We start from the raw sequence: 21,916 nt of genomic DNA, 5'->3' as shown, positions 1-21,916 counted from the left end.
AAAGCCAAAGCCAAAGCCAAAGCCAAAGCCAAAGCCAAAGCCAAAGCCAAAGCCAAAGCCAAAGCCAAAGCATGGAGATGTCGTGGTGGAGGCCGCACGAATGTCGACAATGCCGACCGCGCTGCGGCCCCGGAAACCTCGCAGGCATGATGTTTCCAGACAATGCCCGCTTGAGAGGATCCGGGAATGGAGAACGCAGCGAGTAGGCTGCGAGCAGATTCGTTATGAACCGAAGTAGCGAGCCGCCACGTAATGCTCGCCGCTGTTTCAGTCCTTCACATCACCCACAAGACCCAACTCAAACCCCCGCTGCCACAACGCATACATGCCCCGCGCGGCCAGATCTTCCGGGTGGCGTTGCACGCCGATGCCCCAGGAAATCAACGCCTGTGCATACAGTGCCAGCAAGCGGTCACTGCCAATCAGGTGCACCTGCGACAAGCGCGGGGTGTGTTCGAGTACTCCGGAGGAAAGTATCTCGTGACCGATCAGCAAGCCAGACAGATAAGAGGGCAGGGCGCTGCCTTCCAGCTGGCTGAACAGGCCGAGGGTGCGCACACCGAAAAGGTGATGCAGAAGTCCGCCCTTTTGCCGGCTGCGCTTGAGTCCACTCTCAAATCCCCAGGCATCGAAACGGCTGTCGTCTTCGGGCATCAGCTTGCCCAGCAGACTGTGTGTGCGCAGTACCGCGTACAGCTCGCCTGTCATCGCCGTTGTCAGGCGACGTATCTGGCCATCAGCAATCGAAACCCACTTGCTATGCGTACCGGGCAGGCAGACGACATGGTTGCCGCGTGGCAACACCGCCAGCAATGCGGCCAGCTGGGTTTCTTCGCCGCGCATTACGTCGGGTACGGCATCGCCGCCGGTATCACTCACACCTGGCACGATCCATAACCCGCGATCGGCCAAGGCCGGTGCCTGCAGCGGTACCAAGGCAGCAGCAAGGTCGTCAATCCCGGCGGGACAGGGCAGGTAAGGTGCTTCCTGCCAACCGCTGCGGCTGCCGACCATGCCGGACAGGATCAGCAGACGGTCATCCCAACCGGCAATCTCTTCTGCCAGCACCGCTTCAAACTGTCCGGCACTGGCTTGCAGGCCGCGTTCGCTGCGGCGGCGCTCGCAGACGTGACCGCTCTCATCGAGGCGGTACAGGCGCAAGCTGGTGGTGCCCCAGTCCACGGCGATCATGGCAACTCCACGCGGTCTACGCTTGCCTTCAACTGCGGGTGTTCCCAGACAAAGATGCCGCCTGCGTCGGGCTGAGTGCTCAAGGCGGCGGCATCCAGACCGACGCGGGCACTGCTGATGTACAGCGCACCGGGTGCCAGTACGCAGCAGGAGGCGTGCTGGGTGGGGATATGGATCAGCTGCTCGATGCAGCCATCAGCGGAATAGCAGGCAACCCGGCCTGCGCCCCACTGCGCGTTCCATACGCGACCTTGGACATCGACCACGGCGCCATCAGGTTCGATGCCCGGTTCGCTCAGGCTGGCAAATGCCTGCAGCTCTTCAACCAGTGCGTTGAGCGGGTCATAGCGGCCAGTGATGATGTTGGCCTGCGGCGAGTCGCAGAAGTAGATGCGTTCACCGTCAGGGCTGAAGCAGATCGCATTTGGAATGGTGGCGTGTGGCAAGGGCAGGCGGCGCAGGCCTTTGCCCGCACTCCATTGGTAGAAGCTGCCGCCGCGGCGTCCGTCGGCGTAGTCGCTCTTGGTGCCGAACACGAAGTTGCCGTGGCGGTCGGCACGGCCGTCATTGATGCGGGTGTTGGGGTTGTCGGCTTCCACTTGCGCCAGCGGCTGCAGGCGGAGTTCGCGGTCCTGCAGCTGGGCTTCCGGGTCGGCTGCATGCAGGCCATTGGCCAGGCCCAGCAGCAGGCGGCCGTCGCGGGCCAAGGCAAGGCAGCCCAGCGGCTCGTGCAGCTGCCAGTACTGGCTGTGGCCGCTGGCTGGATCGTACCGCCACAGGCGCGCGGCCAGGATGTCGGTCCAGTACAGGACGTTGCGGCGGTCGCACCAGAGGATGCCTTCGCCGAGCTCGCAACGGCTGTCCACCAGCAGCCGTGCGTCGGCCTCGGTTACCTGCAGCACCTGTGCATTCACCATTCGGCCACGCTGCCGTCGCTGTGGCGCCACAGCGGATTACGCCAGCGCGGTGGATTCTTGTTGGCTTCGATCAGGCGAGCTTCGTCGATCTCCACGCCAAGGCCCGGCTTCGGCAACGCCGCAATGCAGCCTTGCGCATCGCAGGCGAAGTCGTCCTTGTTGATGACGTAATCCAGCAGGTCGGCACCTTCGTTGTAGTGGATGCCGATGCTCTGTTCCTGCAGCACCGCGTTGTGGGCGACGAAGTCCAGCTGCAGGCAGGCGGCCAGCGCCACCGGTCCGAGCGGACAATGCGGTGCCAGTGCGACGTCATGTGCCTCGGCCATGGCGGCGATCTTGTGGCATTCGCTGATGCCGCCTGCGTGCGACAGATCCGGCTGCAGGATGGCCAGGCCGCCGGCTGCCAGCACCGGCTTGAACTCGGTGCGCGAATACATGCGCTCGCCGGCCGCCAGTGGAATGCTGCTGATTTCGGATAGCGGGCGGTAGTACTCCCATTGCTCCGGAAGCACCGGTTCCTCGACGAACAAGGGTCGGTACGGTGCCAGTTCCTTCAGCAGCACACGCGCCATCGGTGCACTCACCCGGCCATGGAAGTCGATGCCGAAATCCACGCTGTTGCCGAGTGCATCGCGGATGGTGGCGACTTTCTCGATGGCGGTGTCGACGGCGCGCGGGCTGTCGATCAGCTTCAGTTCTTCGGTGCCGTTGAACTTGAAGGTGTCGTAGCCGAGCGATTTGTAATGCCGCATCTGGTTGACGATATCGGCTGGGCGGTCACCGCCAACCCAGCGATAGGTTTTCATGCGATCACGCACCAGGCCGCCAAGCAACTGGTAGACCGGCACGCCCAGCGCCTTGCCCTTGATGTCCCATAGCGCCTGGTCGATGCCGGCGATGGCGCTCATCAGGATCGCGCCGCCGCGGTAGAAGCCGCCGCGGTACAGCACCTGCCACAGGTCGTTGATGCGCGCCGGATCCTTGCCGATCAGGTAGTCGCCCAGTTCGTGCACGGCCGCCTCGACGGTGGCGGCGCGGCCTTCGATCACCGGTTCGCCCCAGCCGCTGATGCCCTCGTCGGTCTCGATCTTGAGGAACAACCAGCGCGGCGCAGCCTGGTAGGTGGTCAGACGCACGATCTTCATGCCGAGTAGTCCAGGTAGGCCTGGCGGAACGCACGCGCGTTGTCGCGGGTGGTTTGCACCGATTGGCCGGGTTGATAAAGGTCACCGCCGGTGCCCGCACCCTGACAACCAGCGGAAAGATAGCTGGCCAGGGTTGCGGGGGAGACGCCACCGACGGCGAAAAGAGGTACGGGCGGCAGCACGCTGCGCAGGGCGCGGATCAGTGCGGGGCCGTGAACGGATGCGGGGAACAGCTTCAGCATCTGCGCGCCTGCGCGCAGTGCCTGGAATGCTTCGCTGGCAGTGGCAAAACCGGCTGCCACCAGCAGTCCTTCGGCAACGGCGCGTTGGATCAGCTGCGGGTCGGTATTGGGCGTGACCATCAAGCGGCCGCCGGCACGCAACAGCGCGTCGATATGCTCGGGCAGGACCACAGTGCCAGCGCCGATGCAGGCGTGCTGGCCGTGGCGCTGCACGCTGCGTTGCACGCTCTGTTCCCAGTCCGGCGAGTTGCTCGGTATCTCGATCGCGTCGAAGCCTTCCTCGACCAGTGCATCGACATGTGCATCCACCTCACCCGGCGTGATGCCGCGCAGGATCGCGATCAAGGGCAACTGGAAGGGCGGGGTGGTCATGTCAGTCGTGGTACACCTGTGAGCGGCCGCCATCGATCAGGATGTCGGTGGCGTTGATGAAGCGCGCTTCGTCGCTGGCCAGGAACAGCGCGGTATAGGCCACTTCTTCCGGGCTGCCGATACGGCGCGGCGGCAGCAGCGCGGTCTGGCGTTCGCGAGCGCCGGGCTCGCGCTCGAACCAGGCCTCGATGCGCGGCACCAGGATCAAACCCGGCGAAATCGAGTTCACGCGGATACCGTGCGCGGCGTATTCGATGCCCAGCGAGCGGGTCATGCCGATCAAGGCGTGCTTGGCCACGGGATATGGGAACGCACCGGGGATGATCTTGTGGCCATGCACCGAGGCGATGTTGACGATGGCGCCAGCCTGTTGCGCGACCATGCCGGGCAGCACGGCCTTGCACAGCTGCCAGGCACCTTCCAGGTTCAAGGCGAAGCAGCGCTGCCACTGCGCGTCGTCCAACGCCAGTGGATCGGAGAACACATCGGCGCCGGCATTGTTGACCAGCACATCGATGCGGCCGCGGCTGTCGAGGGTGGCCTCGATCAGCCCGCGCATCGCGGCGGCATCGGTGATGTCGCCCTGCAGCAGCTCGAAACCGTGGGCGTCGCCAGGAGTCAGGTCGATGCCGACCACCTGCGCGCCTTCGTTGACGAACAGGCGCGCGATGGCCGCGCCAATGCCGCTGGCGGCACCGGTCACCACTGCCACCTTGCCGGCCAGGCGTGCGCTCATCGGCTGCCTCCGGCCCGGAAAACACAGTGACCGCCCGCGCAGCTGGCGCGGGCTGATAGTGAAACCTTCATCCCTTTCTCCCTGGAGCCTGCTGTCGGTACTAGCCGCGTCGGCCCGGCAGGGCGGCGGCGGTGCTGACGGAAGCGTGGCATAGCCTTGCCTGAGAACCTATGTGCGACAAATGAAATTTTTGTCGTAATGTATTCGCTGGGCGAATAGCTACTCAGTCGAGGGGATCGGCACGCATGGTTCAACCCACCACCGGCTGGTTCAATGCCACCCGTTTGAAGACCCGGCACCTGTTGCTGTTGCTGCATCTCTACGAGCAGCGCTCGGTGCTGCGTGCGGCCGAGGCGGCCAATATGACCCAGCCGGCGGCGTCCAAGCTGCTGGCTGAAATGGAGGACCTGCTGGGCGTGCCGCTGTTCGAGCGGCATGCGCGCGGGGTAGAGCCAACGTGGTACGGGCAGGTGCTGATCCGGCGTGCGCGCTCGGCGCTGTCGGAGATTGGCCGCGCCCAGGACGAGATCGCCGCGCTGCGCAGCGGGCGTACCGGCCAGGCCGCCATCGGCACCGTGGTCAACCCCGGCACCAATCTGGTGCCGCAGGCGGTGGCCGCGCTCAAGCGCGACTTCCCCGACATCCTGATCCGGATCGAGATGGACTACAGCCGACCGTTGGTGGCCAAACTGCTCGACGGCCAACTCGACATCGTGGTCGGTCGCATCATGGGTGCCGAGGGCAGCAGCGAGCTGGAGTTCGAGCCGCTTGCAGACGAGCCGCACTCGGTGATCGTACGCGCCGGCCATCCCTTGGCTGGTCGCAAGCGTGTTGGTTATGGCGATCTGGTCGAGTACGGCTGGATCATGCCGCCCGATGGCAGCGTGCTGCGCTCGCGGCTGGACGCGGTGTTCCTGGAGCACGGCCTGGTGCCGCCGCAGAACATCGTCGAGACCACCTCGTTGCCGGTCACCATCCATCTGCTGCGCCACAGCGACATGTTGACCGCGCTGCCGGCCGAGTCGGTCGCGCCCTACCTGCAGACCGGGCAGATGCAGGTCTTGCCGATCGCGCTGGACGTGCGCATGGAGTTCTTCGGCATCATCCGCCGCCGCGACCAGCTGCTGTCCCCGGGCGCCGAGCGCGTACTTGAGGCGCTGCGGCTCACCGCGCGGCGCTTGTACCCGCCGGTAGCCTGAATCGGGGTATTCGCTTCCGATATACATCCTGTGCATTTTTTCATTGGTCGGGCATGTGTGCTCGCGCCTATGCTCGCCGCCGTGGTGGTCAATGACCATCGGTATCAGGGTCGGTGGTCGCAGGCACAGGGGATGCGAGCGAATCCACCGGCAACGAAGGATGTGAAGAGCGGTTAGTCGAGTGCCTTGCCAGCGCGGGGTGCATTAGTACGCGGTTTTCAACCTGCTTCACCTGGTGCCAAAGGCGCAATGACGTCGGTGCTGGGACAACTCAATCGTCGTCATGTGTCCTGGGAGGGAACACTCATGTCAACGTTCCAGCGCCGCCTTACGGTGGCCAATAGTGCGCGCCGTCGTGCGTGCACCGGTCTGCAACCCACTGTGCTTGCCCTGAGTGTCGCGCTGCTGTTGTCCGCAGCTGCACAGGCGCAGGACGCCGCGCCCGCCAAGGCCACCGAGCTCGACAAGGTCCAGGTTACCGGCACCCGTGGCAGCCTGACCAAGGCGCAGATCATCAAGGAAACCAGCGACCAGATCGTTGATTCAATCGTTGGCGAAGACATCGGCAAGCTGCCTGACAACAACGTTGCCGAAGCACTGCAGCGCATCACCGGCGTGCAGATCACCCGTAACAAGGGCGAGGGCAGCGGCATCATGGTGCGCGGCCTCACCCAGGTGCGCAGCGAGCTCAACGGTCGCGATATCTTCACCGCCAACGCCGGCCGTGCATTGAGCTGGGAAGACGTGCCGGCCGAACTGCTCGGTGGCGTGGACGTGTACAAGAACCCCAGTGCGGAGATGATCGAAGGTGGCCTGGGTGGCCTGGTCAACCTGCGCACCCGCATGCCCTTCGACCAGGAAGGCATGAAGGTCTCCGGCAGCTTCACCCTCAACAAGTGGGACCTGCGGGACTCCGTGCAGCCCTCGGCGTCCATCCTGTTCTCCAACCGCTGGAACACCGATGCCGGTGAGTTCGGCGTGTTGTTCAACGTTGCCCATCAGGAAGGCCAGTACCGCGAAGACCGCATCAACATGGGCAGCTACCTGTCCTATGACGATGTGCCCGGCTACGAAGGCCAGGAAGTGGTCATCCCCAGCGAAGTGGGCATGTACAGCCACTTCGGCGACCGCGAGCGCGATGGCCAGTACGTGGCGCTGCAGTGGAAGCCGAATGACGACGTCGAGATCTACGGCACCGTGCTGCGCTCGGACTACAAGTTCCGCAACCGCGAATACAGCGTGCGCGTGGGCAACCTCAACAACAACACCCAGGACCTGGTGAACTGGTCCAACAACGGTTGGGGCTTCGTTTCGCCGAGCATCCCGGGCTACGAAGCGTTCAATGACCCGTTCGGCTTCGACGGCAACGGCGAGTTCCAGTACGGCACCTTCAACAACGCGCTGATCACTACCACCGCGCGCATGGACTGGCGCAACTCGGTAACCACCGACTATGCGCTGGGCGGCAAGTGGCAGGTCAACGACAACCTGCACCTGTCCACCGACTTCCAGTACATCGATGCCACCACCGAGAGCGTCAACTACTGGGTGGACCTGCTCGCCGGCCAGGTGGATCCGGATGACTGGCGTGGCTGGTCCGGCCTGTACGGCGTGCCGCCGGTACGTGTGGACATGAGCGGCCGCTATCCGTCGGTGACCGTGCTCGACCGCGAGACCGGCCAGCCGATCAACGGCTACATGAGCGACATCAGCAACTATGGTGGCTGGTACTCGCACCTGGACAAGCGCGACAACAACGACGCCGACCAGTTCTCCTGGCGCGCCGACCTGCGCTGGGATTTCCTCGACAGCGACCTGCTCAACGACCTGCGCATGGGCGTGCGTTACACCGACCGCAGCGCCATCACCCGCAGCTCGGGCTGGAACTGGCAGAAGATCGCACCGGCCGGCACCGACAATGCCTGGGGCAGCTTCACCCCGGCGCCGTTTGCCGACTACCCCAAGGCCTGCTACCGGCTGTTCCCGTTCAGTGACCACTTCCGTGGCAACAGCGGGCTGCCGACCGGCTACGTTGCCTGCGACGAGATGGTCGCCGACTACGAGAACACCGTGCGCATGTTCGGCCACGAGCCGATCGCCTACAACCCGATCACCGACATCCGCGAGTACACGGAGAAGACCTACGCCGCATACGCCATGCTGCGGCTGGGTAACGACTCGGCGCGCTTCCCGTGGGACGTCAATGTCGGCGCGCGCATCGTGCGCACCGAAACCACGGTCAACGGCTATGAGCTGGCGCAGAACTCGGCCACCAACGACACCAACCAGGTCAACGCCAAGCATTCCTACACGGACGTGCTGCCGAGCCTGAACTTCCGCATGTTCCTGACCGACAACCTGCAGTGGCGCGTGGCTGCCTCGCGGGCGATGTCGCGCCCGGATTTCAACCTGATGGACCCCTACGTCTATCTCAACGACACGTTCTTCGACTTCAACACCGGTGGCGTTTCCTACGCCAGCCGCGGCAATCCGAACCTGGACCCGATGTATTCCAACCAGTTCGATACCTCGCTGGAGTGGTACTTCGGCGAGGGCTCGATGATCTACGGCACCGCGTTCTACAAGCAGGTTGACGGCTTCTATTACTACGACACGATTGCCGCCAATTACTTCGACCCGAACTTCGACATGCCGCTGGAGGGTTCCACCACCGGCGAGACGCGGCCATGCGTGAGCATGGAATGCGTGCGTGAGTTCCAGCTGCAGACCCGCGCCAACGGCAAGGACGGCAAGATCAAGGGCCTGGAAGTTGGCTACCGCCAGTTCTTCACCTTCCTGCCGGGTGCATTGGATGGTCTGGGCTTTGAAGCCAACTACACTTATGTGGACAGCAAGGCGCCGGCACCGGATGCGGCCAGCACCGACGGCATCGAGATCTCTTACCTGCCGTTGGAAGGTCTGTCGAAGAACAGCTACAACGTGGTGCTGATGTACGAGAAGAAGCGCGTGTCCTTCCGTGCCGCCTACAACTGGCGCAGCACGTGGTTGGTCACCACTCGCCCACCCAATGCCGGCCACGTGCCGCAGTACCACGACGCCACCGGCCAGCTGGACGCGTCGCTGCGCATCAACCTCAACGACATCTGGTCGGTCTCGCTGGACGGTACCAACCTGCTTGATGAAGTGCGTTCGGATTACTACGGCAGCAGCAGCCGTCCCAACGGCTGGTACGTCAATGATCGTCGTTATGGATTGAGCATCCGGGCCAACCTGGATCTTTGAACGGAGGTGCGGTGATGGCGGTTGTCGGGCGCTTCAACACGGGTGGTACGCAGCAACACGCGGCCACGGGCGCCGGGCTTCTGCGGCGGTGGATGCTGGCCGCAGCGATGCTGCTGCCAGCGGCGGTCGCGCTGTCCGCACCGGCGGCGGCGCCAGCGCAATACCAGTGGCACAACGTCGCCATCGGCGGCGGCGGTTTCGTCACCGGGCTGGTCTTCCACCCGCAGCAACAGGGATTGCAGTACGCGCGCACCGACATCGGTGGCGCCTACCGCTGGGAGCCGGCGCAGCGGCGCTGGCACCCCTTGCTGGACTGGATGGACGCCAGCGACCAGGGCCGTTTCGGCGTGGAAAGCATTGCCGTCGATCCGGCCGACCCCGAACGCCTGTACATGGCGGTGGGCACCTACCTGCACGAGCGCGGCAGCAACGGCGTGATCCTGCGTTCGAACGACCGCGGGCAGAGCTTCCAGCGCACCGAACTGCCGTTCAAGATGGGCGGCAACGAGCTGGGACGGGCCAATGGCGAGCGCCTGGCGGTCGACCCGAATGACGGCAAGGTGCTGTTGTTCGGCACCCGCGCCAACGGCGTGTGGCGCAGTGCCGACGGCGGCATAAGCTGGAGCGAATTGACCTCGTTCCCGGCAATCGCCAAATCCACCGCAGCCAGCGCGCAGAGCTGGGGCGGTGCGCAGGCCATCGGCGTGGCCTTCATCAATTTCGAACCAGACAGCAAGGGTGGCGACGGTGCATCGCGCACGGTGTACGCCGGCGTCTCGACCCAACAGGCCGCGTTGTACCGCTCCGACGATGCTGGCAGCAGCTGGCAGGCGGTGCCGGGCCAGCCGACCGGCTTGCGCCCCAACCACATGGTGCGCGACAGCCTGGGCCGCTGGTTGCTGAGCTATGGCGACCAGCCCGGCCCCAACACCATGAACAACGGTGCGCTGTGGCGCTTCGATCCGCGCGACGGTGCATGGACCGACATCACCCCGGTGTCGCAGTCCACCGACCTGCAGGGCGACGGCTTCGGCTGGGGTGCGGTGGCGGTGGATCCGCAGGACCCGCAGCGTATCGTCGCCAGCACCTTCAACCGCTTCGCGCCGCATGACGACATCTTCCGCAGCGTCGATGGCGGCCGCAGCTGGACCGCGTTGTCCACGCGTGCCGACTTCGACCACTCCTATGCACCGTGGACCGAGGAAGCACGGCCGCATTGGATCGGTGTGCTGGCGATCGATCCGCATGATCCCGGCCACCTGCAGTTCGTCACCGGCTATGGCATCTGGGATACGCGCGATCTGCGCAGCTTCGACGACGGCAAGCGCCTGACCTGGCGTTTTCCGCTGGCCGGTTTCGAGGAGACCGTTCCGCTGGCGCTGGTCAGCCCGCCGCAGGGCGCGCACCTGGTCAGTGGCCTGGGCGACATCGACGGCTTCGTGCATGACGATCTGGACACGCCCCAGCAGCGGTTTGCCGGCGTGCGCTTCTCCAATACCGAAAGCCTTGCCTATGCCGGGCATGCACCGCAGCTGATGGTGCGTACCGGCTATTTCCATGACCGCCCCGAGGGCGCGGTGCGCGCGGCCTGGTCGAAGGATGGCGGGCGCAGCTGGACGGCATTCGCGCACGAGCCGCCCGATGGCGAAGGAGCGGGCCGCATCACCCTGGCCGCCAATGGCAAGCGGGTGATCTGGCAGACCCGCAATGGCGGCCATTGGCTCAGTGCCGATTTCGGCGGCCGCTGGCAGGCGGTGAAAGGCCTGCCGAAGCATGCGGTGGTGGAAGCGGACAAGTTGGAGGCCGGCGTGTACTACGGCTTCGATCCGGTCAGTGGCGCGCTGTATGTCAGTGGCGACGGCGGCGTGGAATTCCGTCAGGCCGAGGCCGGTGTTGGCGCGGTGGGTGATTGGTTCCGTGCCGAGATCCGCCCGAATCCGTGGCAGGCCGGTGAGGCCTGGGTTGCCGCTGGTTGGCGAGGCCTGTTGCACTGGTCGCCGGGCAAGCTGCGTCGTGTGGAAGGCCTGGACAACGTGTTCTCGGTTGGGCTGGGCAAGCCGCTCAAGGACGGTGACACGCCGGTGCTGTTCGTATTCGGCGAGATGGCCGGCAAGCGTGGCCTGTACCGCTCGGACAACGGTGGCCGCCGCTGGACCCGCATCGACAACGACGCGCAGCGCTTTGGCGGCGTGATCCGTCACGTCACCGGCGATACGCGCATTCCCGGCCGTGTCTATTTCGGCACCGAAGGCCGTGGCATCTGGTACGGAGAATCGAATTGAAACCGCTGTTCGCAATGATTGGCCTGGCAGTGCTTGCCAGCAGTGCACAGGCAGTAGAGCTGCCGCGCGTGTTCGCTGACGGCATGGTGCTGCAGCGTGACCAGCCCTTGCCCGTATGGGGCAAGGCTGCACCGGGTGCACAGGTACGCATCGATTTCGCTGGCAGGCAGGTGACGGTGAAGGCCGCTGCCGACGGCAACTGGCGTGCGCAGTTGGCCGCACTCCCGGCTGGCGGCCCGTATGTGCTGAGCATCGACGACAAGGCTGGGCAAAAGCAGTTGCATGACGTCTACGTCGGTGAAGTGTGGCTGGCCTCGGGCCAGTCCAATATGGAATGGCCACTGGCCCAGACCGATGGCGCCGAGGCAGCGATAGCAGCTGCCAATGATCCGCTGATCCGCCATTTCAAGATTCCCAAGTCGTGGGCCGGCGCACCGCAGTGGCAGCTCAATGGCGGCGACTGGCGGCAGGCAAACCCGCGCACTGCCGGTGATTTCTCGGCAGTGGCGTATTACTTCGCACAGCAGCTGCGCGCGCGCACCGGTGTAGCGGTCGGCATCATCGACAGCACCTGGGGCGGCAGCACCATCGAAGCATGGACCGACGCAGCAACGCAGGGCCTGGACGGCGCCGCGCTGGCCGCGCAGGCGGCTGCATTGCGCGACGCCGACACCAAGGCGCTGCAGGTAACCCACGCCAACCTTGCGCGCTGGCCGCAGCTGCCGGCCGATGCCAGCCACTGGCATGAGGCCGATGTCGATGCGGCGCAGTGGACCACCATCACCGTGCCCGGCCTGTGGGAAAGCCAGGGCTGGAATGGCATGGACGGCGTTGCCTGGTACCGCGCCAGCTTCCGTCTCAGTGCCGATGAAGCCGCCAGGGGCGTGACCCTGGGCTTGGGCCGCATCGACGACAGCGATACCACCTGGGTCAACGGCCAGCAGGTCGGCGAAACCAAGCTGCAGTACAACCTTGCGCGTCGCTACAGCGTGCCCGCGTCCGCTTTGCATGCCGGTCTCAACCATGTCGCGGTGCGCGTGCAGGACTTCGGTGGCGGTGGTGGCATCCACGGCGAGGCCGGCGAAGTGTTCGTACAGCCGCAGGGCGCGGCCGCGCGTGCGCTGGATGGCTGGAGCTTCCGCGTCGAGAGCGCACAGGTCGCGCTGGTCGATGACAAGAACCAGCACCCAACCCTTCTCTACAACGCGATGATCCATCCACTGCAGGATTACGGCGTGCGTGGCGTGCTCTGGTACCAGGGCGAATCCAACGCCAACACCTTGCCGCAGGCGCAAAAGTACCGGCAGCAGTTCCCGGCATTGATCACGCAATGGCGCGCACGGTGGAAGGCACCTGCGCTGCCGTTCCTGTGGGTGCAGCTGGCGCCGTTCTCGTCCGGTGCGGACAAGCGCGATGCGGACGATGTGGCGCTGGAAAGCCCTTGGGCCCTACTGCGTGAATCGCAGAGCGCCACGCTGTCGCTGCCAGCCACCGCGCAAGTGGTGATCACCGATGTTGGTGATGTGCACGATATCCACCCGCGCAACAAGCGAACCGTTGGCGATCGCCTGGCGCTCGCCGCAGGGAAGCTGGTTTATGGCGACAGCACGGTCGTTGCATCCGGCCCGAGCCATGTCGGCCATGACGTGCAGGGCAGCAGCGTGGTGCTGCGTTTCGACGCGGGCGCTGTGCCGTTGCAGGCAGGCGGTGGCGGTGAACTGAAGGGCTTTGAGGTTGCCAGCAGTGATGGGCATTTCCATCGCGCGCAGGCACGCATCGATGGCAACCGGGTGATCCTGCAGAGCAATGCAGTGAAGGCGCCGGTGGCCGCACGTTACGGCTGGAGTGATACCGCGCAGGCCGCGAATCTGACAGGTGCCACCGGCTTGCCGGCGTCGCCTTTCCGCACCGGGCCATGACGGCCAGGGTTCCCTGCAAGAAGCAAGAGGAAACGACCATGAAGCTGACTTCCCAACGTTCCGCGCCGGTCACCGGCGGCCTGCTCGCAACCGCGATGGCATTGCTGTTGGCTGCCTGTGGCAGCACCAACCCGGGCGCACCCGCAGCCCGAGGTGGCGACGCCAAGGCTGCAGCCGCGACATCGGCCACTGCAGCGGAACTGCCACGCGTGGTCACCGAAAATGGTCGTCATGCCTTGTTGGTCGACGGCAAGCCGTTCCTGATCCTCGGCGCGCAGGTCAACAACTCCAGCAACTACCCGCAGGCACTGGACGATGTATGGCCGGCGATCGAGCTGGTCAAGCCGAACACGGTGATGGTGCCGGTGGCCTGGGAGCAGGTGGAAGCCAAGGAGGGCGAGTTCGATTTCGCCTTCGTCGATACCCTGCTGGAGCAGGCCCGCGAAAAGAAAGTGCGGTTGATCCTGCTGTGGTTCGCCACCTGGAAGAACAACGGCCCGAACTACGCGCCGGAGTGGGTGAAGCTGGACAACCAGCGCTTCCCGCGCGTGATCACCGCCGACGGCCGCACCCTCAACTCGTTGTCGCCGCATGCACCGGCAACCCTGGAGGCCGACCGCAAGGCCTTCGTGCAGCTGATGCGTCACCTCAAGGCCAAGGACCCGCAGCACACCGTGATCATGGTGCAGCCGCAGAACGAGCCGGGCACCTATGGCAGCGTGCGTGACTTCTCGCCGCTTGCGCAGAAGGATTTCGATGCGGCCGTGCCCGAGGCGTTGCTGAAGAAGCTGGGCAAGCAGCCGGGGACGTGGCGCGACGTGTTTGGTGCCGATGCCGACGAGTTCTTCCATGCCTGGCATATCGCCCACTACATCGACCAGGTCGCCGCCGCCGGCAAGGCCGAGTACAAGCTGCCGATGCTGGTCAATGCAGCGTTGCGCGGCCCGTTCAACCCGGGCCAGCCAGGGCAGTACGCCAGCGGTGGCCCAACCGACAACGTGCTGGACGTGTACAAGGCAGCAGCGCCGAACATCGACCTGTTGGCGCCGGACATCTATATGCCCGAGTACACGATGTACACCACGGTGCTGGAGCGCTATTCGCGCGCCGACAATCCGTTGTTCGTCGCCGAGACCGGCAACCGCGAGGAGTACGCGCGCTATTTCTTCTCCGCGTTGGGTCACCAGGCCATCGGCTGGTCGCCGTTCGGCATCGACTACTCCAAGTACTCCAACTATCCACTCGGCGCACGGGCCATGAACCCGGAGACGCTGGAGCCGTTCGCGCTCAACTATCGCCTGGTGGCGCCGGCTGCCGGGGTGATCGCCAAGGCCAGCTTCGAGGGCAAGGTGCGCGCCACCGCCGAGCAGCCAGGGCAGGCCGTGCAGACCCTGAAGATCGATGACAAGTGGAACGCAGTGATCACCTATGGCGTGCCGCAGTTCTGGTTCCAGGGGGAGCCGCCGGGCAACCCCGAGCCGATTGGCCGGGCGCTGGTGGTGCAGCTGGCAGCGGATGAATTCCTGGTCACCGGTGCGCACGCGCGCATCAGCCTGGTGGCGGCCGATCCGGCGGTGGCCGAACGGCAGATCTACCACTCGGTGGATGAAGGCACCTATGTCGACGGCGAGTGGACGTTCCGCCGCCGCTGGAACGGTGACCAGACCGATTACGGCCTCAATTTCTCCAGCGCACCGCAGTTGCTGCGGGTGAAGCTGGCCACGTACTGAGCAGTCGCATACAGCAAGGCGCCAACCAGGTGCCCCAACGGAGGGAGATCCAATGATGTTGCAGAACAAGCACGCGCGGCTGCGCACCAGCCTGCTGGCACTGGCCGTGGCCGCCGCGATGGCGCCGCTGGCCGCATCGGCACAGACCGTGGAGCGCCAGGCCGATGGTGTGATCGTGCGCCCGGCCAATGCCAAGGCCGCCGATGTGCGCCTGCAGTTGGTGGACGACCGCATCGTGCGCGTCAGCGCGGACGTGGATGGTGATTTCCAGCGCAGCCCGAGCTTGATGCGCGTGGCCAACAGCGCGCCGGTGCCGGCATTCGAGCTCAGCCAGGATGCCAGCGCAGTGACCCTGAAGGCCGCGGGCATCTCCGCGCAGGTTGCACTGGCCGATGGCCGCGTCAGCTTCTTCGATGCCGCTGGCAAGCCGCTGCTGGCTGAGTCGGCCGCAACGCGTGATTTCAGCGCCGTGCAGGTCGAAGGCAAGCCGATGTACAGCCTGCGCCAGTGCTTCGATTCGGTCGAAGGCGAAGCGCTGTACGGCACCGGCCTGCACCAGCAGGGCTGGATGAACCTCAAGGGCCGCGATGTCGAGCTGCTCCAGCACAACATCGACAACGCCATTCCCTACCTGATCTCCAGCCGCAACTACGGCATCCTCTGGGACAACAACTCGATCACCCGTTACGGCGATCCCAAGGGCCTGCGACCGCTGCAGGAAGACCTGGTGGTCTATGACGCGCAGGGCAAGCCGGGTGCATTCACCGCGACCTATTCGTTCGATGGCCAGCAGCGTGTGGTGCGTCGCGAGAACGAGATCAACTACCAGTACATCAAGGACCTGAAGGCGCTGCCTGCCGACGGCTGGAACAAGGCCCAGGGCGGCCGTACCCAGGTGGTGTGGGAAGGCGCCATCGAAGCCAAGCAGGGCGGGCGCCACACGTTCTCGATGTACAACAGCGAGTACGCCAAGGTCTACATCGACGGCAAGCTGGTGATCGACCGCTGGCGGCAGAACTGGAACCCGTGGCACCACGAGTTCGCGCTGGACCTGCAGCCGGGCCAGAAGCACCAGGTGAAGGTGGAATGGGACGCGATCGATCCGGCCTACATCGCGCTGCTGCATCGCGACCCGCTGCCCGCCGCCGAGGCCAATGATCTTTCAATCTGGTCCGAAGCCGGGCAGATGATCGACTACTACGTGGTTGCCGGCAGCAATGCCGATGAACTGATCGCCGGCTACCGCGAACTGACCGGCAAGGCCGTGCTGCTGCCGAAGTGGTCGTATGGTTTCTGGCAGAGCCGCGAGCGCTACAAGACCCAGGACGAGCTGACCGGTGCGCTGGACGAGTACCGCCGCCGCAAGCTGCCGATCGACGCCATCGTGCTCGACTGGTCGTACTGGCCGGAGGACGCCTGGGGTTCGCACGACTTCGACAGCAAGAATTTCCCGGACCCGACCGGCATGATCAAGCACGTGCACGAGCAGAACGCGCAGATCATGATTTCGGTGTGGCCGAAGTTCTACCCGACCACCGCCAACTACAAGGAACTCGACGCCGCCGGTGCCATGTACCACCGCAATGTCGAAGTCGGCGAGCTGGACTGGATCGGCAAGGGCTACCTGAATTCCTTCTACGACCCGTACTCGCAGAAGGGCCGCGACATCTTCTGGCGTCAGGTCAACGAGAAGCTCAACAGCCGTGGCATCGACGCCTGGTGGCTGGACGCCTCCGAGCCGGACCTGCACAGCAACATCGACATCGGTGAGCGCAAGGCGCGCACCACGCCGACCGCGATCGGTTCCTCGGTGGAGTACTTCAACTCCTATCCGCTGGTGCATTCCGAAGGCGTGTACGAAGGCTCGCGCGAGGTCGATCCGGACAAGCGCGTGTTCATCCTCTCGCGTGCCTACTTCGCCGGCCAGCAGCGCGCCGGTGCGGCGTTCTGGAGCGGTGACATCGTGCCGCGCTGGGACGACATGCGTGAGCAGATCTCCGGCCTGGTCAATGCCTCGATGGCCGGTGCGCCGAACGTCAGCTTCGACATCGGTGGCTTCTCGCCGGAGCAGCGCTTCATCGACAAGGACCCGGCGCACCTGCCGGAGTGGCGCGAGATGAGCCTGCGCTGGTTCCAGTACGGCGCCTTCGTGCCGGTGTTCCGCCTGCACGGCCAGTTCCCGTACCGCGAGATCTGGGAAATCGCCCCGGAAGGCTCGGCGCACTACAACAGCTTCGTCCACTACCTGAAGCTGCGTTACACGCTGCTGCCCTACATCTACACCTTGGCCGGTGATACCTGGCAGAAGGACGGCACCATCCTGCGCGCGATGGCGATGGACTTCCCGGCCGACCCCAAGGTGCGTGACATCGCCGACCAGTACCTGTTCGGCCCGGCCTTCCTGGTCGCGCCGGTGACCGAGTTCAAGGCCACCAGCCGCCAGGTCTACCTGCCGGCCGGCACCAGCTGGATCGACTTCAACACCGGCGAGCGTCATGCCGGTGGCCAGACCATCACCGCTGCCGCACCGTTGGAGCGCAGCCCGCTGTTCGTGCGTGCCGGCTCCATCGTCCCGCGCACAGTGGTCCAGCAGTACGTCGACGAGCAGCCCAACGCAGCGGTCACCATCGAGGTCTATACCGGCGCCGACGGCAGCTTCTCGCTGTACGAGGACAACGGCCGCAACTACGACTACGAGCGAGGCCAGTCCAGCCGCATCGCGCTGCAGTGGGACCAGGCCAAGGGCGTGCTGAGCATCGGTGCGCGCGAGGGCAGCTACCCGGGCATGCAGGGCAAGCGCGAACTGCGCGTGCGTTGGGTCGACGGCCCGCGTGACGGCATCGGCACGCTGGAGCCCAAGGCCGACGTGGTGGTGCGTTACGACGGCAAGGCGCAGGCCATCACCCGGCCGGCTGCCCGCTGACAGCGGCAGCCGGGTCCGGCATTATGGAAACCGGTGGACATTTGAGTCTGGGAGGGCCGGAATGAACGCTGCAAACGGTCCTGTCCCGGTCGTCGGGATGACCACTGAAAGCGCCGGGCTGGCACAGCCCGGCCGCCGTGCGCTGTTCAAGGGCGCGGCGGCCGCGTTGGCCGTCGGCAACCTGCCACTGGCCGGCGTGCTGCAGGCTGCGACGTCGGAAGTCGCGGCGTCGGCCGCCGACCTGCTGTGGTATCGGCAGCCGGCGCGCAGCTGGGTGGAGGCCTTGCCGCTGGGCAATGGCCGGCTTGGGGCGATGGTGTTCGGTGGCGTCGCCAACGAGCGCCTGCAACTCAACGAAGACACGCTCTACGCCGGTGGCCCGTACAGCGCGGTCAACCCGCGTGCGCGCGGCAGCGTGCAACGCGTGCGTGAGCTGGTCTTCGCCGGTGACTATGTCGCCGCCGAGGCGCTGGCCAACGAGACGCTGATCTCGCGGCCGGTCAAACAGATGCCGTACCAGCCGCTGGGCAACCTGTGGCTGGAATTCCATCGCCTGGAAGGCATCAGCGATTACCGCCGCGAGCTGGATCTGGATGCGGCCATTGCCCGCACCAGCTTCCGGGCCGGTGCCGGCCTGCATCGCCGCGAGGTGTTCATCTCGCCGGTCGATCAATGCCTGGTGTTGCGCTATACCGTGGAAGACGGTGAGCCGATGGGCGGTTTCATCCGCACCGCCAACGAGCACGCAACCAGTACGACGGCCACCGACGATGGTTGGCTGGTCAGCGGCCACAACGTGTCGCGCGACGGTGTGCCCGGCAAGCTGCGTTTTGCGTTCCGTGTGCAGGTGCGCCACGTTGGCGGCAAGCTGCGCATCAACACCGATCACATCGCCTTCGACGGCGTGCGTGAGCTGGAACTGCGACTGGTCGCCGCCACCAGCTACCGCGCCTTCGATGACGTCGGCGGCGATCCGGAAGCGATCACCGCCGCACAGTTGTCCAAGGCCGCAGGCAGAAACGCCGCGCAGCTGCGCGCCGATCACCTGGCCGAACACCAGCGCCTGTACCGGCGCATGCGCCTGGACCTGGGCCGCACTGTTGCTGCCGACAAGCCTACCGACGAACGCATCGCGGCCTTTGCCAGCGGTGATGATCCGGCACTGGTCGCGCTGTACCACGCCTATGCCCGTTACCTGTTGATCTGCAGCTCGCGTCCCGGCACCCAGCCGGCCAACCTGCAGGGCATCTGGAACGATCTGATGGACCCGCCGTGGGAGAGCAAGTACACGCTCAACATCAACACGCAGATGAACTACTGGCCGGCCGAAGCGGCGGCCTTGCCCGAATGCGTGGAGCCCTTGCAGCGGATGATCGGCGAACTGGCCCGCAGCGGCGCGCTCACCGCGCAGCAGATGTACGGCGTCGATGGCTGGGTGGTGCACAACAACACCGACCTGTGGCGCGTCAGCACGCCGCCCGATGGCGCGCAGTGGGCACTGTGGCCGACCGGTGGCGCGTGGCTGCTGCAGCAGCTGTGGGACCGCTGGGACTATGGCCGCGACCCGGCTTACCTGCGCCAGGTCTGGCCGCTGTTCAAGGGCGCGGCACTGTTCTTCGTCAACAGCCTGCAGCGCGACCCGAACACCGGCCACCAGGTCACGGTGCCGTCGATCTCACCGGAGAACCAGCATCCACACGGCGCGGCGATCTGCGCCGGGCCGACCATGGATGCGCAGTTGCTGCGCGACCTGTTCGGCCAGTGCATCGAAGCCGCTCGCCTGCTCGATACCGATCACGCCTTCGCCGCACAACTGGACACGCTGCGTGCGCAGCTGCCGCCGAACCGGGTCGGCCGCGCCGGCCAGCTGATGGAATGGCAGCAGGATTGGGACATGCAGGCGCCGGAGCTGCACCATCGCCACGTCTCGCATCTGTACGGCCTGCACCCGTCCAGCCAGATCAACCGCCGCGACACACCCGAGCTCAGCGCCGCCGCACGCCGCACCCTGGAACTGCGCGGTGACGAAGCGACCGGCTGGGGCGTCGCCTGGCGCCTGAACCTGTGGGCGCGGCTGGGCGAAGGCCAGCGTTGCCTGCAGATCCTGCGCCTGCTGCTGGCACCGCAGCGCAGCTATCCAAACCTGTTCGACGCACATCCGCCGTTCCAGATCGACGGCAATTTCGGTGGCGCCGCCGGCATCGTCGAGATGCTGGTGCAGAGCTGGGGCGGGGCGGTGTTCCTGCTGCCTGCGCTGCCGGCCGAACTGGAGCAGGGCACCTTGCAGGGCGTGCGTGTGCGCAATGCCGGCGTGCTCGACCTGCAGTGGAGCGCTGGCCGCCTGCAGCAGGTCAGCCTGCTGGCCGAACGCGGCGGCGCCTTCAACCTCGTTTACCAAACCCACAAACTGAAACTGGACCTGCGTGCCGGCCAGCGCATCACCGCGCAGCTGCACGATGGTCAATGGAGTCTTGCATGAGTCACCTTGCTTCCCGCTGGTGCACGGCATGAGCATCGTCGCCGGTATCGACGCGGGCACGCGGAGCCTGAAAGTCGTGGTCTACGACGCCGCGCAACGGCAGTTGCTGGCCACGGCCAGCGCGCCGCTGCAGCTGCACAGTGCCGATGACGGCAGCCGCGAGCAGGACCCGGCTGCGTGGGTCGCGGCGATGGAGGATTGCTTCGCCCGCATCGACCCGCAGCTGCGCCAGCAGGTGCAGGCGCTGGCGGTGTCGGGTCAGCAGCATGGCTTCGTCGCGTTGGATGCGGACGGTAAGGTGCTGGCGCCGGCCAAGCTGTGGTGCGACACCAGCAGCAGCGCCGAATGCGCACAGATCATGGACGCGGCCGGCGGCGCGCAGCGCTGCATCGAACTGGCCGGCAACCCCATCCTTGCCGGCTACACCGCCTCCAAGCTGCCATGGACGGCCAAACACCGGCCGGATGCCTACGCAAAGCTGGCGCATATCCTGCTGCCGCACGACTACCTGAACTTCGTGCTGACCGGCCAGTACTACTGCGAGCACGGCGATGCCTCGGGCACCGGCTGGCTGGATGTGCGCACGCGCCAGTGGTCACCGGAGCTGCTGAAGGCGACCGACGCCAACCGCGATCTCGCTGCCTGCCTGCCACCGCTGGTGGACGCCGATGCGCTGTTCGACATCGCGCCCGGGGCTGCAGCACGCCTGGGTTTGCCCGCCACGGTGAAGGTTGGCGCGGGCGGCGGTGACAACATGATGGCCGCGATCGGCACCGGCTGCGTTGCACCGGGCAAGCTGGCGATGAGCCTGGGCACGTCGGGCACGCTGTTTGCCAGTTCCGATGTGCCGGTGGTGGATGCCGGTGGCGCATGGGCGGCGTTCTGCTCATCCAGCGGCGGTTGGTTGCCGCTGATCTGCACGATGAATTGCACTGTGGTCACCGAGCAGGTGGCACGCATGTTCGGCTTCAGCAGTCGCGACGGCGATGCGCATATCAATGCGACCACACCGGGCGCCGATGGGCTGGTGATGCTGCCCTTCCTCAATGGCGAGCGCACCCCCGACCTGCCGCTGGGCAAGGGGGTGCTGGCTGGTCTGGACGTCGCCACCATGAACCCTTCGCACTTCTACCGCGCGGCGATGGAGGGGGCGACCTATGCACTGAAGTACGGCTTTGACGCCTTCGTCGGCGCCGGCATGCGCTTCGACCGCATCGTGCTGACCGGTGGCGGCAGCAACAGCGCTGCCTGGCGGCAGATGATCGCCGATGTGTTCGGCCTGCCGGTGGAAGTGCCGCAGCAGTCCGAAGGCGCCGCATTCGGTGCCGCCCTGCAGGCGCTGTGGGCATTGCAGCGCAGCGCCGGCAACGACGCATCCCTGGCCACACTCGCGGCCACCCATGTAACCCCCGATGCCGCAGCCACCGCCACGCCTGACGGCGCGCGCAGCGCGGCCTATGCGCTGGCCTACCAGCGCTACCTGCAGCACCTGCACGCCGTCATGCCGCTGTACCGCGGTTGATTCTTTCCCCGTAGTT

13 protein-coding genes are annotated in these 21,916 nt (G+C 65.6%); 8 read left to right on the top strand and 5 right to left on the bottom strand.

The window, feature by feature from the left end:
* Positions 1 to 267: 267 nt before the first annotated feature.
* The 5 genes from ACVOLS_RS08585 to ACVOLS_RS08565 are packed head-to-tail and all read right to left on the bottom strand — an operon-like array spanning position 268 to position 4,603.
* Positions 268 to 1,191: a 2-dehydro-3-deoxygalactonokinase gene (locus ACVOLS_RS08585; RefSeq protein ID WP_481545281.1), complete on the bottom strand. Its 924-nt coding sequence runs from the start codon at positions 1,189 to 1,191 to the stop codon at positions 268 to 270.
* A complete protein-coding gene (locus ACVOLS_RS08580) occupies positions 1,188 to 2,108 on the bottom strand; it encodes an SMP-30/gluconolactonase/LRE family protein (RefSeq protein ID WP_481545280.1) in 921 nt (306 codons plus the stop codon). The genes ACVOLS_RS08585 and ACVOLS_RS08580 overlap by 4 nt, the downstream gene beginning before the upstream one ends.
* Complete coding sequence (gene dgoD / locus ACVOLS_RS08575) at positions 2,102 to 3,253, bottom strand: galactonate dehydratase (protein WP_481545279.1); 1,152 nt, start codon at positions 3,251 to 3,253, stop codon at positions 2,102 to 2,104. Before dgoD ends, ACVOLS_RS08580 begins: the two co-directional genes overlap by 7 nt.
* Positions 3,250 to 3,900 (bottom strand): 2-dehydro-3-deoxy-6-phosphogalactonate aldolase, encoded by a 651-nt coding sequence (locus tag ACVOLS_RS08570; protein WP_481545278.1) that lies wholly within the window; start codon positions 3,898 to 3,900, stop codon positions 3,250 to 3,252. Before ACVOLS_RS08570 ends, dgoD begins: the two co-directional genes overlap by 4 nt.
* A complete protein-coding gene (locus tag ACVOLS_RS08565; RefSeq protein ID WP_481545277.1) occupies positions 3,869 to 4,603 on the bottom strand; it encodes an SDR family oxidoreductase in 735 nt (244 codons plus the stop codon). The genes ACVOLS_RS08570 and ACVOLS_RS08565 overlap by 32 nt, the downstream gene beginning before the upstream one ends.
* 245 nt (positions 4,604 to 4,848) lie before the next feature.
* Between ACVOLS_RS08565 and ACVOLS_RS08560 the strand changes: the two genes are divergently transcribed.
* The 8 genes from ACVOLS_RS08560 (at position 4,849) to xylB (ending at position 21,900) form a co-directional block, all read left to right on the top strand.
* Entirely contained in the window at positions 4,849 to 5,802 is a 954-nt protein-coding gene (locus tag ACVOLS_RS08560; protein ID WP_481545276.1) for a LysR substrate-binding domain-containing protein, read from the top strand.
* A 306-nt stretch (positions 5,803 to 6,108) separates the two neighbouring features.
* Positions 6,109 to 9,045, top strand: a complete 2,937-nt coding sequence (locus ACVOLS_RS08555; RefSeq protein ID WP_481545275.1) for a TonB-dependent receptor — start codon at positions 6,109 to 6,111, stop codon at positions 9,043 to 9,045.
* Between the two features lie 92 nt (positions 9,046 to 9,137).
* A complete protein-coding gene (locus tag ACVOLS_RS08550) occupies positions 9,138 to 11,327 on the top strand; it encodes a WD40/YVTN/BNR-like repeat-containing protein (protein ID WP_481545285.1) in 2,190 nt (729 codons plus the stop codon).
* A gap of 14 nt (positions 11,328 to 11,341) precedes the next feature.
* Positions 11,342 to 13,246, top strand: a complete 1,905-nt coding sequence (locus ACVOLS_RS08545) for a sialate O-acetylesterase (protein WP_481545284.1) — start codon at positions 11,342 to 11,344, stop codon at positions 13,244 to 13,246.
* A 38-nt stretch (positions 13,247 to 13,284) separates the two neighbouring features.
* Positions 13,285 to 14,976 (top strand): DUF5597 domain-containing protein, encoded by a 1,692-nt coding sequence (locus ACVOLS_RS08540; protein ID WP_481545274.1) that lies wholly within the window; start codon positions 13,285 to 13,287, stop codon positions 14,974 to 14,976.
* Between the two features lie 55 nt (positions 14,977 to 15,031).
* Positions 15,032 to 17,899: a TIM-barrel domain-containing protein gene (locus ACVOLS_RS08535; RefSeq protein ID WP_481545273.1), complete on the top strand. Its 2,868-nt coding sequence runs from the start codon at positions 15,032 to 15,034 to the stop codon at positions 17,897 to 17,899.
* Positions 17,900 to 17,996: 97 nt separating this feature from the next.
* Entirely contained in the window at positions 17,997 to 20,378 is a 2,382-nt protein-coding gene (locus ACVOLS_RS08530; protein WP_481545283.1) for a glycoside hydrolase family 95 protein, read from the top strand.
* 28 nt (positions 20,379 to 20,406) lie between these two features.
* Complete coding sequence (gene xylB, locus ACVOLS_RS08525) at positions 20,407 to 21,900, top strand: xylulokinase (RefSeq protein ID WP_481545272.1); 1,494 nt, start codon at positions 20,407 to 20,409, stop codon at positions 21,898 to 21,900.
* The last annotated feature ends 16 nt before the right edge of the window (positions 21,901 to 21,916 follow it).

The sequence above is a fragment of the Stenotrophomonas sp. STEN038 genome (assembly GCF_056759895.1).
Note: the sequence above shows the minus strand (reverse complement) of the source record. Positions and strands in the feature narration are given on the sequence as shown.

Coding starts and splice junctions, on each gene's coding strand:
- ACVOLS_RS08585 (WP_481545281.1), bottom strand. CDS start 1,191: ATGATCGCCGTGGACTGGGGCACCACCAGCTTGCGCCTGTACCGCCTC.
- ACVOLS_RS08580 (WP_481545280.1), bottom strand. CDS start 2,108: ATGGTGAATGCACAGGTGCTGCAGGTAACCGAGGCCGACGCACGGCTG.
- dgoD (WP_481545279.1), bottom strand. CDS start 3,253: ATGAAGATCGTGCGTCTGACCACCTACCAGGCTGCGCCGCGCTGGTTG.
- ACVOLS_RS08570 (WP_481545278.1), bottom strand. CDS start 3,900: ATGGCGGCCGCTCACAGGTGTACCACGACTGACATGACCACCCCGCCC.
- ACVOLS_RS08565 (WP_481545277.1), bottom strand. CDS start 4,603: ATGAGCGCACGCCTGGCCGGCAAGGTGGCAGTGGTGACCGGTGCCGCC.
- ACVOLS_RS08560 (WP_481545276.1), top strand. CDS start 4,849: ATGGTTCAACCCACCACCGGCTGGTTCAATGCCACCCGTTTGAAGACC.
- ACVOLS_RS08555 (WP_481545275.1), top strand. CDS start 6,109: ATGTCAACGTTCCAGCGCCGCCTTACGGTGGCCAATAGTGCGCGCCGT.
- ACVOLS_RS08550 (WP_481545285.1), top strand. CDS start 9,138: ATGCTGGCCGCAGCGATGCTGCTGCCAGCGGCGGTCGCGCTGTCCGCA.
- ACVOLS_RS08545 (WP_481545284.1), top strand. CDS start 11,342: ATGATTGGCCTGGCAGTGCTTGCCAGCAGTGCACAGGCAGTAGAGCTG.
- ACVOLS_RS08540 (WP_481545274.1), top strand. CDS start 13,285: ATGAAGCTGACTTCCCAACGTTCCGCGCCGGTCACCGGCGGCCTGCTC.
- ACVOLS_RS08535 (WP_481545273.1), top strand. CDS start 15,032: ATGTTGCAGAACAAGCACGCGCGGCTGCGCACCAGCCTGCTGGCACTG.
- ACVOLS_RS08530 (WP_481545283.1), top strand. CDS start 17,997: ATGACCACTGAAAGCGCCGGGCTGGCACAGCCCGGCCGCCGTGCGCTG.
- xylB (WP_481545272.1), top strand. CDS start 20,407: ATGAGCATCGTCGCCGGTATCGACGCGGGCACGCGGAGCCTGAAAGTC.